The organism is Pseudomonas sp. D1-1 (genome assembly GCF_051132225.1).
Taxonomy (GTDB): domain Bacteria; phylum Pseudomonadota; class Gammaproteobacteria; order Pseudomonadales; family Pseudomonadaceae; genus Aquipseudomonas.
On the sequence record NZ_CP071676.1, the window covers coordinates 3,859,114 to 3,872,089 of the forward strand.

Below are 12,976 nucleotides of genomic sequence, written 5' to 3' on the forward strand. Positions count from 1 at the left end.
ATGAAAATAAAAGACCCGGCGCCGTATCAGCTACCGGGTTTCGGTCGGTCAGATCGGCGTCAGGCAACCTTCCTGCAAATGCAGGACGCGGTCCATCTGCCGGGCCAGGTTCATGTCGTGGGTCACCACCAGGAACGCCGTGCGCATCGAGGTGCTGAGTTCCAGCATCAAGTCCTGAATGCCTTGCGCGGTGTGGGAATCGAGGTTGCCGGTCGGCTCGTCGAGCATCACCAGCCCAGGCTTGTTGACCAGGGCCCGGGCAATCGCCACGCGCTGGCGCTCGCCGCCGGACAGCTCGGCCGGCTTGTGCTCCAGGCGATGGCCCAGTCCCACGCGCTCCAGCAACGCCGTAGCTCGCTGGCGGGCTTCGGGAATAGCGGTGCGGCCGATCAACAGCGGCATGCAGACGTTTTCCAGCGCGGTGAACTCGGGCAGCAGATGGTGGAACTGGTAGACGAAGCCCAGGGAGCGGTTACGCAACAGGCCGCGGGCCTTTTCGTTCAGCGCCGAAAGCTCTTCGCCCGCCAGCCAGACGCTGCCGGCGGTCGGCGTATCGAGGCCACCGAGCAAGTTCAACAAGGTACTTTTGCCCGATCCGGAAGTCCCGACGATCGCCACGCGTTCACCGGGATGCAGCTCCAATTGGAGGCCCGACAACACCACCACCGATTCCGGGCCTTCCTCGTAGGACTTGCCCAGGTTGCGGCAGCTCAAGATTGCTTTTTCACTCATGCCCGACTCACTCATAACGTAACGCCTCCGCAGGCTGGGTGCGCGCGGCACGCCAGGCTGGATACAGGGTGGCGAGGAAACTCAGGATCAACGCGGCGCCGCAGACCATCAACACGTCATCGGCCTGCAACTGCGAGGGCAGGTAGTCGATGAAGTACACGTCGGCGTTGAGAAACTTGTGCCCGATCAGCCCTTCGAGGGCGGCAATCGCGGCGCTGACATTCAGTGCGGCGAACATCCCGACCAAGGCGCCTACAAACGTGCCGATGACGCCGATGACGGTGCCCTGGACCATGAAGATCCGCATGATCTGCCCCGGCGTGGCGCCGAGGGTGCGCAGGATGGCGATGTCGCCTTTCTTGTCGTTCACCACCATCACCAGCGTGGAAATGATGTTGAACGCCGCCACGGCGACGATCAGCAACAGGAGCAGGCCGATCATGGCTTTTTCCATGCGGATCGCCTGATACAGGTTGCCATGGGTGCGGGTCCAGTCGCGGGCGTAATAACGGTCTTCGCCGAGCTGCTGGGCGATGTTCCACGCCACGCGCGGCGCCTGGAACAGGTCGTCGAACTTCAACCGCAGCCCCTGGACCTGATCCGGTTTCCAGCGATGCAGGCGCGCGAGGTCCTGAAGGTTGGTCACCCCCAGGTAACCGTCCAGCTCGCCGGCGCCAACATGGAAGATGCCGACCACGGTGAAGCGCTTCATGCGCGGGAACATGCCGCCTGGAGTGACAGTGACCTCCGGCGCGACAAACGTCAGCTTGTCGCCGATGGCCACGCCGAGCTTGGTCGCCGCCTTGTCGCCGATCACGATACCGAAGCTGCCCGGCGCGAGGTCGTCGAGTTTGCCCTGCCGCATGAAGTTGTCGATGATCGACACCTGCCGCTCCAGCCCGGGATCGATGCCATTGAGCAAGACCTTGGAGACCTTGCCGTCGTTGGTCAGCAGCCCCTGCATCTGGGTGAAGGGCGCAACGGCCAGCACCTGCGGGTTCTGCTTGACCTTGGCGGCCAGGCTTGGCCAGTCGCTGATGGCTTCGCCGGTTTCGAGGGTCGCGTGGGGCACCATGCCGAGCACGCGGGTGCGCATTTCATGGTCGAAGCCGTTCATGACCGACAGCACGACGATCATCACGACCACGCCAAGGGCAAGGCCGATGATGGACGTCAGGGAAATGAACGATACGAAATGATTGCGACGCTTTGCACGGGTATAACGCGTGCCGATGAATACGAAGAGAGGTCTGAACATGTCGGGGCTTGTTCGGAGGGAAAAGGAACGTCCTTGTGGCGGGGGTCACAAACCAGCTTTACACTCAGACCACCGCCGCTACCATGGGTTCGCCATGTCGACATTAGATGAAGAAGATCGCCGCGAATACTACCGTATCGAGGACACGATCGCACTGGAAATTCGGCCCCTGTCCATTCCTGAAGCTGCCAGCCAGGAAGTGTTGCAGGATGAGTCCCCACTGTTCAACCTGCTCAGCGAGCTGCACCTGAGCGAGTTCGAATCACAACACCTGTTGCGCCAGATCAGCGAGCGCGAGCGCAGCATCGCGGCCTACCTCAAGGCCATGAACAAACGCATCGACCTGCTCAGCCAGGTCATCGCCGTAACGGTGCTCGGCGAAATCGGCGATCCCCAGCCGGTAATCATTTCCGAAGGCGGCATCGATTTCCAATACCCAAGCGCCATTGCTGTCGGCGCGCACCTGTCGGTCAAGCTGGTGCTGATGCCCCAGGCCCTGGGGCTGTTGTTGCGCGCCCGCGTCACCCATTGCGACCCCAAGGGCAACGGTTATGACGTAGGCACCGAGTTTGAGCACCCGACCGACGCCCAGCGCCAATTGCTGGCCCGCTACATCCTGCAGAAGCAGGCGCAGGAACGGCGCCTGGCCCGGGAACTGAACGAATCTGGCATCGATAAGGAATAACCGTGACCCTCATTTATGGCCACCGCGGCGCCAAGGGCGAAGCACCGGAAAACACCCTCACCGGCTTCCAGGAATGCCTCAAGCACGGCGTACGCCGTTGCGAGCTGGACCTGCACCTGTCCATGGACGGCGAGTTGATGGTGATCCATGACCCGACCCTCAAGCGCACCACCGATCGCCGGGGCAAGGTGGTCGAACACACCGCCGCTGAACTGGTGACTTATGACGCGCGCAAGGGTGGCCCGGGCTGGATCAAGCCGTGCCCGATTCCACGCCTGGAAGAGTTGTTCGAGAAGTGTGATTTCGAGCACTGGCAACTGGAGGTGAAAAGCGCCTCACGCACCCGCGCCGCCGCCACCGTGCTGGGCATCCGTGAAATGGCCCAGCGCTTCGGCCTGCTGGACAAAATCACCATCACTTCCAGTTCCCGGGAAGTGCTCAAGGCCGCGCTGGATCTGACGCCGGACATTTCCCGTGGACTGGTCGCCGAATACGCCTGGCTCGACCCGTTGAAGGTCGCCCAGAGCTATGGCTGTGAGATTCTGGCGCTGAACTGGACCCTGTGCACGCCGGAACGCCTGATCAAGGCGCAGCGCCAGGGGCTGCATGTGTCGGTGTGGACCGTCAACGAGCCCGCGCTCATGCGCAGGCTCGCCGACTTTGGCGCTGACAGCCTGATTACAGACTTTCCCGGTTTGGCCACCGCCACCCTCGAGAATTGCTGAAATCGGTCTCCCCGGCCGGCTCAGGCCACCGGCCGGAGCCGCTCAAAAAAGCCGGTTGAGCCCGTCGTAGGCCGCTACCCGATAGGCTTCGGCCATGGTCGGGTAGTTGAACGTGGTGTTGACGAAGTACTTCAACGTGTTCAGTTCGCCCGGCTGGTTCATGATCGCCTGGCCGATGTGGACGATTTCCGAGGCCTGGTAGCCGAAGCAGTGCACGCCCAGCACTTCCAGGGTCTCGCGGTGGAACAGGATTTTCAGCATGCCTTGCGGCTCGCCGGCGATCTGCGCCCGCGCCATGCTCTTGAAGAAGGCCTTGCCGACCTCGTAAGGCACCTTGGCCTGGGTCAGCTCCTGCTCGTTCTTGCCGATCGAGCTGATCTCCGGAATGGTGTAGATGCCGGTCGGCACGTCATTGACGAAACGCCAGCTGCCGTTGTCGACGATGCTGCCGGCGGCCGAACGGCCCTGGTCGTGGGCGGCACTGGCCAGGCTCGGCCAGCCGATCACGTCACCGGCACCGTAGATGTTCGGCACGCAGGTGCGGTAGTTCTCGTCAACTTCGATCTGGCCCCGGCTGTTGACCTTCACGCCGATGTTTTCCAGGCCCAGGGTGTCGGTGTTGCCGGTGCGGCCGTTGCACCAGAGCAAGGCGTCGGCCTTGATCTTCTTACCGGACTTGAGGTGCAGGATCACACCGTTGTCCACGCCTTCGACGCGCTCGTAATCTTCATTGTGGCGCACGGTGATGTTGTTGTTGCTGAAGTGGTAGCTCAGGGCCTGGGAAATTTCCGAGTCCAGGAAGCTCAGCAATTGGCCACGGTTGTCCACCAGTTCCACCAGCACGCCCAGGCCGCTGAAGATCGAGGCGTATTCGCAACCGATCACGCCGGCACCGTAGACGATAAGTTTGCGCGGGGTATGCCCCAGGCTCAGGATCGTGTCGCTATCGTAGATACGTGCGTGGTTGAAATCGATGTCCGCCGGGCGATACGGACGCGAGCCGGTGGCGATGATGATGTGCTTGGCCACCAGTTTCTCGACGACGCCATTGCCACAGACCACTTCGACCGTTTGCTCGTCGGCGAAGCTGCCGGTGCCGAAAAACACGTCCACACGGTTGCGGGCGTAGTAGCCGGTACGCGAGGCTACTTGCTTGGAAATCACCTTCTCGGCGCTCTTGAGCACGTCCGGGAAGGAGAACCAGCGCGGCTCGCCGATTGCCCGGAACATCGGGTTGGTGTTGAACTGCATGATCTGCCGGACCGAGTGACGCAAGGCCTTGGACGGGATGGTACCCAAGTGGGTGCAGTTGCCGCCAACCTGCCGACGGCTGTCGACCATCGCCACCTTGCGCCCTGCCTTGGCGGCGTTCATTGCCGCACCTTCCCCCGCCGGGCCGGAACCCAGTACCACCACGTCGTAGTTATAGACAGCCATGCGTACTCCTCAGAACAGGCCGCGATGCCACAGTTGGCACCGACGGCTAAATCATGCCGGCCGGCGGCATGAAGGAACAATTTGGGACCGGTTCACGCGCCCGGCCACAGTCTATAGAAGCGTCAACGCCGCGCACATTACCCCTTGGTCGCGTCGTAGGCTAGTTTTGCCTGCGCTATTTCGCCACAGGTGGGCTTTCATAACCCTGTCAGCATTGCGTGACAATCATCTCAAGTTCAACTGAATCATCGTGGCGAGGGAGCTTGCTCCCGCTGGGCTGCGCAGCGGCCCCTTTTTTGAGCGCTTCGCACTCAAGCGGGAGCAAGCTCCCTCGCCACGAGTACAGCGCTGAACAAGCTCATCGTCATCATTGGGTTTTTTCGCCGGCCATCCGTTCAAACGCATCGTTTGTGCGTACGACGAAACGCTCTCCATCGCGCAGCACAAAAAATACTCCGATGCCGTGCTCCTGGGCATAATCCCAACCCTCTTCGGGACCGAGAATCAGCAACAGCGTCGATAGTCCATCGGCCAACATCGCTGAAGGATGAATTACCGTGACTGACGCCAGGTTGTGTAGGACCGGCGCCCCGGTGCGCGCATCAAAGGTGTGGGAGTAACGCTTGCCGCCCTGCTCGAAATATTTACGATAGTCGCCCGACGTTGAAACCCCGTAGCCGTTGACCTCGATGACACGCTCAGCCATTTGCCGATCGTTCCGAGGCTCTTCCAGGGCGATGCGCCAGGCCGACCCATCCGGCTTGTGCCCGACAGCCTTGAGCTCCCCGGTGGCTTCGGCCAGGTAGCTGTCGATGCCCAAAGCCTGGAGCTTCGCGGCGATGCGGTCGACGGCATAACCCGCCGCGATGCTGTTGAAATCGACTTCCACCGCGGCGTCCTTGCATAACCGGTCGCCTTCGATCCGCAAGTAGCCATGGCCAACCTGTCGTCGCGCCAGGGCCAGGGCCTCGGCGCTGGGCACCGCCTCTCGCCGGGATTGCGGGCCGAAGCCCCACAGGTTCAGCAAAGGCTCCACCGTCAGATCGAACGCGCCATGGCTTTGCGAAGATAGCTGCTCACCCACCCGGACAAGTTCAAACACAGGTCCCGGCATGGTCAGGCAACTGCCGCCAGGCAGGGCATTGAAGCGCTCGATTTCCGAATCGCTGCGATAGGTGGAAAACAGCCGATCCACTTCAGCGAGAATTTTTTCCACCTCGGCCTGCACCACGTTCGGACCGGGCGTGGCGGCATGCCTGACGTACTGGACGGAATAACGGCTGCCCATGGTCGGGCCATCGAAGCGTTCCAGGGTATCGCCCCGGCCGCAGCCGGACACAACGCCGGCCAGCATCACAAGCCCAATCCATCGTCCAGTTAACAAATCTTCATCTCCCCACAAAACCACGCCGGCCATTATGGGCTACAGCGCATGCAAAAAAACCTGTGGGAGCGAGCCTGCTCGCGACAATGGACCGATCAAGGTCAAGGTGCCTGACACACCACCTTCGCGAGCAGGCTCGCTCCCACATGGGATTGCAGCGCTTTCATACAAGATTGCCAGAGTGAGTACCTACACATGCCTTCCAACACGAGCAACGGCAAGGCGATTTTTCGCGTTGTCAGCGGCAACTTCCTGGAGATGTTCGACTTCATGGTCTATGGCTTCTACGCCACGGCCATTGCCAAGACGTTCTTCCCGACCGACAGTGCCTTCGCCTCGCTGATGCTGTCCCTGGCGACATTCGGCGCCGGGTTCCTGATGCGTCCGCTGGGCGCGATCTTCCTTGGCGCCTACATCGACCGTCACGGCCGGCGCAAAGGCCTGATCATCACCCTCGCGATGATGGCCGCCGGCACGGTGCTGATCGCCTGTGTACCGGGTTACGCCACGTTGGGCGTGGCGGCGCCGCTGCTGGTATTGCTGGGCCGATTGCTGCAGGGCTTTTCCGCAGGCGTGGAGCTCGGTGGGGTCTCGGTGTACCTGGCGGAAATCTCTACGCCGGGGCGCAAGGGCTTTTTTGTCAGTTGGCAGTCCGCGAGCCAACAGGCCGCCGTGGTCTTTGCCGGTCTGCTGGGGGTTGGCCTCAATCATTGGCTGAACCCGCAAGAAATGGGCGAATGGGGCTGGCGCGTGCCGTTCCTGATCGGTTGCCTGATCGTACCGGTCATTTTTGTAATTCGCCGCTCGCTGGAAGAAACGCCGGAATTCCAGGCGAGAAAACACCGCCCTACCCTGTCGGAAATCGTCCGCTCCATTGGCCAGAACTTCGGCATTGTCCTGGCCGGCATGGCACTGGTGGTGATGACTACGGTGTCGTTCTACCTGATCACGGCCTACACGCCGACATTTGGCAAGGCTGAGCTCAACCTGTCGGAGCTGGATGCGTTGCTGGTCACGGTGTGTATCGGCTTGTCGAATTTCTTCTGGCTGCCAGTCATGGGCGCGCTTTCCGACAAGATCGGGCGCAAACCCCTGCTGCTGGCTGCGACAATCCTGGCGATCCTGACCGCCTACCCGGCGCTGTCCTGGCTGGTGGCGAACCCCAGCTTCAGCCATTTACTGATCGTCGAGCTGTGGTTGTCGTTCCTGTATGGATCGTACAACGGCGCCATGGTGGTCGCCCTGACGGAAATCATGCCGGTTGAAGTGCGTACTACTGGCTTTTCCCTGGCCTATAGCCTCGCGACGGCAACGTTCGGCGGGTTCACGCCGGCGGCCTGTACCTATCTGATCCATGTGCTGGATAACAAAGCGGCGCCGGGGATCTGGCTCAGTGGTGCGGCGGTGTTGGGGTTGATTGCGACGTTGGTACTGTTCAAGGGTAATCGGCATGAACTGCGCACGGCGCAGGCCTCTGTAGTGGGCGGTGCCTGATAAATCGTCATCGCGAGCAAGCTCGCTCCCACAGTTGACCGAGTTGTTGCTGATGTATGCGGTCCAATGTGGGAGCGAGCTTGCTCGCGATGAGGCCCGCCCAAACACAGCAAAACCCAGACAAAAAAACGCCCCGACAAGTCGGGGCGTTTTTTCACCAGCAGCTAAAGCTTTAAGGCTTAGCGCGGAAACGCAGGCGGATTCACATCAGCCATGTCTTCCATTACGCGAACTACCTGGCAGCTGTAGCCGAACTCGTTGTCATACCAGACGTACAGGACAACACGATTGTCCTGGACGATGGTCGCTTCGGCGTCGACAACGCCAGCGTGGCGCGAACCGACGAAGTCAGTGGACACCACTTCCTGCGAGTTGACGAAGTCGATCTGCTTGTGCAGGTCGGAGTGCAGCGCCATGTAGCGCAGGTACTCGTTCATCTCTTCACGGGTGGCGGCTTTCTCAAGGTTCAGGTTGAGAATGGCCATCGACACGTTCGGCGTCGGCACACGGATCGCGTTGCCGGTCAGCTTGCCAGCGAGCTCAGGCAAGGCCTTGGCGGCAGCAGTGGCGGCACCGGTTTCGGTGATGACCATGTTCAACGCGGCGCTACGGCCACGGCGATCGCCCTTGTGGAAGTTGTCGATCAGGTTCTGGTCGTTGGTGTACGAGTGAACGGTTTCGACGTGACCGTTGATGATGCCGAACTTGTCATTCACGGCTTTGAGCACCGGCACGATGGCGTTGGTGGTGCAGGAAGCGGCAGAGATGATCTTGTCGTCAGCGGTGATTTCGGTGTGGTTGATACCGTGAACGATGTTCTTCAGCTTGCCCTTGCCAGGTGCGGTCAGGACAACGCGGTCGATACCCGGGCAGGCCAGGTGCTGGCCAAGGCCATCGGCATCGCGCCATACACCGGTGTTATCCACCAGCAGGGCGTCCTTGATGCCGTACTGGGTGTAGTCCACCTCGGTCGGGTTCTTCGCGTAGATCACCTGGATCAGGTTACCGTTGGCGGTGATGGTGTTGTTTTCTTCGTCGATGGTAATGGTGCCGTTGAAGGAGCCATGCACCGAGTCGCGGCGCAGCAGGCTGGCACGCTTGGTCAGGTCGTTCTCGGCGCCCTTGCGCACGACGATGGCGCGCAGGCGCAGGCCGTCGCCACCACCGGTTTTCTCGATCAGGATACGCGCCAGCAGACGGCCGATACGACCGAAGCCGTACAGGACCACGTCGGTACCTTTACGAGCCGAAGCGTTCTGCTGACCAACCACGTCAGCCATTTCTTCGCGCACGAACTGTTCGGCACTACGGCCATTGGCTTCGTTACGGAATTTGAACGCCAGCTTGCCCAGGTCCACCGAGGCCGCGCCGAGCTTGAGCTCGCTCATCGCCTTGAGCAGGGGGAATGTTTCGTGGACGGAGAGTTCGCTGTCGTCGGAAGAACGGTGGCGAGCAAAGCGGTGGGCCTTGAGGATCGCGATGACAGACTGGTTGATCAGGCTGCGGCCATAGATCGAGCTCACCACGTTGTTATTGCGGTAGAGCTGACCGATGAGAGGGATCATCGCTTCTGCGAGTGCTTCACGATCAATCCATTCACCAAGACACTGGTCGGGCTTCTGAGTCACGGTAACCTTCCACATGTAGGGGCTGAAAAAAGGGGCTACATTATGCCGCCGAGTCATCGGCGGAGCAATGCGCGCCCGTCGCGCCGTGGTTTTGCGTTCCTGCAGCATAGTCCGCGACTGACAGCAGCCCCCTTCCCCCGCTACAATTGTCGACTTTGTCGCAACGCTGGAGCTCAACCTTCCGTGCCCGTTCTGCGTCTTCCGCTTCTCCCTGCCGCGGCAGGTAAACAGCACTGGGGCAACCTGCCCGGTGCCGCCCTGAGCCTGGCCATCGCCGAGGCTGCCAGCGCTGCAAAGCGCTTTACCCTGCTGCTGACCGCCGACAGCCAAAGCGCCGAACGGCTGGAACAGGAGCTGGCTTTCTTCGCCCCGGATTTGCCAGTGCTGCATTTCCCGGACTGGGAAACCCTGCCCTACGACCTTTTTTCGCCGCACCAGGACATCATTTCCCAGCGCATCGCCAGCCTTTACCGGCTGCCGGAGCTCAGTCATGGCGTTTTGGTAGTGCCGATTACCACAGCCCTACATCGCCTGGCGCCGACCCAATTCCTGCTGGGCAGCAGCCTGGTGCTGGACATCGGCCAGAAGCTCGACGTCGAGCAAATGCGCACCCGGCTTGAGGCCAGCGGCTACCGCTACGTCGATACCGTGTACGAGCACGGCGAGTTCACGGTCCGCGGCGCGTTGATAGACCTGTTTCCGATGGGCAGCAAACTGCCCTATCGCATCGACCTGTTCGATGACGAGATCGAGACCTTGCGCACCTTTGATCCGGAAAACCAGCGTTCCATCGACAAAGTGCAGTCGATCCGCCTGTTGCCGGCCAAGGAATTCCCTCTGCAAAAAGACGCGGTGACGCGTTTCAAGGCGCGGTTTCGCGAACGCTTCGACGTGGACTTCCGGCGCTGCCCGATCTTCCAGGACCTCAGCAGCGGCATCACCCCGGCCGGTATCGAGTATTACCTGCCGCTGTTCTTCGAAGAAACCTCCACCCTGTTCGATTACCTGCCCCAGGATACCCAGGTATTTTCCCTGCCCGGCATCGAGCAAGCGGCGGAAAACTTCTGGAATGACGTGCGCAACCGCTACGAAGAGCGGCGTGTCGACCCATCCCGTCCTCTATTGCCGCCCGCCGAGTTGTTCCTGCCGGTTGAAGACTGCTTCGCCCGCCTCAAGAGCTGGCCGCGCGTGGTGGCGAGCCAACAGGATGTGGAAACCGGCGTCGGTCGCGAACGCTTCCCCGCCAGAGCGCTGCCGGACCTGGCGATCGAAGCCAAGGCCACGCAACCGTTGGCGGCCCTGGCCGGTTTCCTCGACCAATTCCCTGGCCGCGTGCTGTTCACCGCCGAGTCCGCCGGCCGTCGCGAAGTATTGCTGGAGCTGCTCGAACGCCTGAAGCTGCGACCGAAGACTGTCGACAGCTGGCCGGATTTCGTCGCCGGCAAGGAGCGCCTGGCAATCACCATCGCGCCGCTCAATGACGGGCTGGTCCTGGATGATCCCGCCCTGGCACTGGTCGCCGAGAGCCCGTTGTTCGGCCAGCGGGTGATGCAGCGTCGCCGTCGCGAGAAGCGCGCAGACGCTGCCAACGACGCGGTCATCAAGAACCTTACCGAGTTGCGCGAGGGCGCGCCGGTGGTGCACATCGACCATGGCGTGGGCCGCTACCTGGGCCTGGCGACCCTGGAGATCGAAAACCAGGTCGCCGAATTCCTCACTCTGCAATACGCCGAGGGCGCCAAACTTTATGTGCCGGTGGCGAACCTGCACCTGATCGCCCGCTACACCGGCAGCGACGATGCGCTGGCGCCGCTGCATCGCCTGGGCTCGGAAACCTGGCAGAAAGCCAAGCGCAAGGCCGCCGAACAGGTGCGCGACGTGGCCGCCGAACTGCTTGACATCTACGCCCGTCGCGCCGCGCGCGAAGGCTACGCGTTCGCCGACCCGAAAGCCGATTACGAAACCTTCAGCGCCGGCTTCCCGTTCGAGGAAACCGTCGACCAGCAGACCACCATCGAAGCCGTGCGCGCCGACATGCTCGCGCCCAAGCCGATGGACCGACTGGTCTGCGGCGACGTCGGCTTCGGCAAGACCGAAGTGGCGATGCGCGCCGCGTTCATCGCCGTGCATGGCGGCAAGCAGGTGGCGATCCTGGTGCCGACCACCCTGCTCGCCCAGCAGCACTACAACAGTTTCCGCGACCGCTTCGCCGACTGGCCGGTGACTGTGGAAGTGATGAGCCGATTCAAGTCGACCAAGGAAGTGAATGCCGCCGTGGCCGACCTGGCCGAGGGCAAGATCGACATCGTCATCGGCACGCACAAACTGCTCCAGGACGACGTGAAATTCAAAAGCCTCGGCCTGGTGATCATCGACGAAGAACACCGCTTCGGCGTGCGCCAGAAAGAACAGCTCAAGGCCCTGCGTAGCGAAGTCGACATCCTGACCCTGACGGCCACGCCGATCCCGCGCACGCTGAACATGGCGGTGTCGGGCATGCGTGACCTGTCGATCATCGCCACGCCGCCGGCCCGCCGCCTGTCGGTGCGTACGTTCGTGATGGAGCAGAACAAAAGCACGGTCAAGGAAGCGCTGCTGCGGGAGTTGCTGCGCGGCGGCCAGGTCTATTACTTGCACAACGACGTGAAGACCATCGAGAAATGTGCCGCCGACCTCGCCGAGCTGGTGCCGGAAGCCCGTATCGGCATCGGCCACGGACAGATGCGCGAGCGCGAACTCGAACAGGTGATGAGCGACTTCTATCACAAGCGTTTCAACGTGCTGATCGCCTCGACCATCATCGAGACCGGCATCGACGTGCCGAGCGCCAACACCATCATCATCGAGCGCGCCGACAAGTTCGGCCTGGCCCAGTTGCACCAGTTGCGCGGCCGGGTCGGCCGTAGCCACCACCAGGCCTATGCCTACCTGCTGACGCCGCCGCGCCAGCAGATCACCCCAGACGCGGAAAAGCGCCTGGAGGCCATCGCCAACACCCAGGACCTCGGCGCCGGCTTCGTGCTGGCCACCAATGACCTGGAAATCCGTGGTGCCGGCGAATTGCTCGGCGACGGCCAGAGCGGCCAGATCCAGGCCGTCGGCTTCACGCTGTACATGGAAATGCTCGAACGCGCGGTCAAGTCGATTCGCAAGGGCGAGCAACCGAACCTCGACCAGCCTCTGGGCGGTGGGCCGGAGATCAATCTGCGGGTGCCGGCACTGATCCCGGAAGATTACCTGCCAGACGTCCATGCGCGGCTGATCCTCTACAAACGCATCGCCTCGGCCACCGACGAGGAAGGCCTGAAAGACTTGCAGGTGGAGATGATCGACCGCTTCGGGCTGCTGCCGGAGCCGACCAAGAACCTGGTGCGCACCACGCTGCTCAAACTCAAGGCCGAGCAACTGGGCATCAAGAAAGTCGACGGTGGGCCCAACGGCGGCCGCATCGAATTCGAAGCCCAGACGCCGGTCGATCCGCTGGTACTGATCAAGCTGATCCAGGGCCAGCCCAAACGCTACAAGTTCGAAGGCGCCACGATGTTCAAGTTCATGGTGCCCATGGAACGCCCGGAAGAGCGTTTTAATACCGTGGAGGCGCTGTTCGAGCGCCTCACTCCGACCACTGCTTGA

At 61.7% G+C, this 12,976-nt stretch carries 9 protein-coding genes; 4 read left to right on the forward strand and 5 right to left on the reverse strand.

The genetic code is table 11. The features are described 5' to 3' along the window. Positions 1-48: 48 nt before the first annotated feature. A complete protein-coding gene (lolD, locus tag J3P86_RS17320) occupies positions 49-732 on the reverse strand; it encodes a lipoprotein-releasing ABC transporter ATP-binding protein LolD (protein ID WP_162843734.1) in 684 nt (227 codons plus the stop codon). 7 nt (positions 733-739) lie between these two features. Next, positions 740-1,990, reverse strand: coding sequence for a lipoprotein-releasing ABC transporter permease subunit (locus J3P86_RS17325; RefSeq protein WP_305500020.1), 1,251 nt, complete (start codon positions 1,988-1,990; stop codon positions 740-742). A 94-nt stretch (positions 1,991-2,084) separates the two neighbouring features. On the opposite strand from J3P86_RS17325, the gene J3P86_RS17330 reads away from it, so the two are divergent. After that, the gene (locus J3P86_RS17330; RefSeq protein ID WP_305500019.1) at positions 2,085-2,675 is read left to right on the forward strand and encodes a PilZ domain-containing protein; all 591 of its coding nucleotides are present in this window, start codon (positions 2,085-2,087) and stop codon (positions 2,673-2,675) included. 2 nt (positions 2,676-2,677) lie between these two features. Then, positions 2,678-3,400, forward strand: a complete 723-nt coding sequence (locus J3P86_RS17335; RefSeq protein ID WP_003199672.1) for a glycerophosphodiester phosphodiesterase — start codon at positions 2,678-2,680, stop codon at positions 3,398-3,400. A 42-nt stretch (positions 3,401-3,442) separates the two neighbouring features. Here J3P86_RS17335 and sthA read toward each other — a convergent pair whose 3' ends face one another. Continuing rightward, positions 3,443-4,837 (reverse strand): Si-specific NAD(P)(+) transhydrogenase, encoded by a 1,395-nt coding sequence (sthA, locus tag J3P86_RS17340; RefSeq protein ID WP_245142796.1) that lies wholly within the window; start codon positions 4,835-4,837, stop codon positions 3,443-3,445. Positions 4,838-5,204: 367 nt separating this feature from the next. Beyond that, entirely contained in the window at positions 5,205-6,191 is a 987-nt protein-coding gene (locus J3P86_RS17345) for an FAD:protein FMN transferase (protein ID WP_434629762.1), read from the reverse strand. A 225-nt stretch (positions 6,192-6,416) separates the two neighbouring features. Here J3P86_RS17345 and J3P86_RS17350 point away from each other — a divergent pair, with 225 nt between their 5' ends. Continuing rightward, on the forward strand, positions 6,417-7,715 hold the full coding sequence (locus J3P86_RS17350; protein ID WP_434697314.1) for an MFS transporter: 1,299 nt from the start codon (positions 6,417-6,419) through the stop codon (positions 7,713-7,715). A 179-nt stretch (positions 7,716-7,894) separates the two neighbouring features. Here J3P86_RS17350 and J3P86_RS17355 read toward each other — a convergent pair whose 3' ends face one another. Continuing rightward, positions 7,895-9,358: a glyceraldehyde-3-phosphate dehydrogenase gene (locus J3P86_RS17355; RefSeq protein ID WP_305500011.1), complete on the reverse strand. Its 1,464-nt coding sequence runs from the start codon at positions 9,356-9,358 to the stop codon at positions 7,895-7,897. Positions 9,359-9,526: 168 nt separating this feature from the next. Here J3P86_RS17355 and mfd point away from each other — a divergent pair, with 168 nt between their 5' ends. Continuing rightward, positions 9,527-12,976, forward strand: coding sequence for a transcription-repair coupling factor (gene mfd / locus J3P86_RS17360; RefSeq protein ID WP_434629756.1), 3,450 nt, complete (start codon positions 9,527-9,529; stop codon positions 12,974-12,976).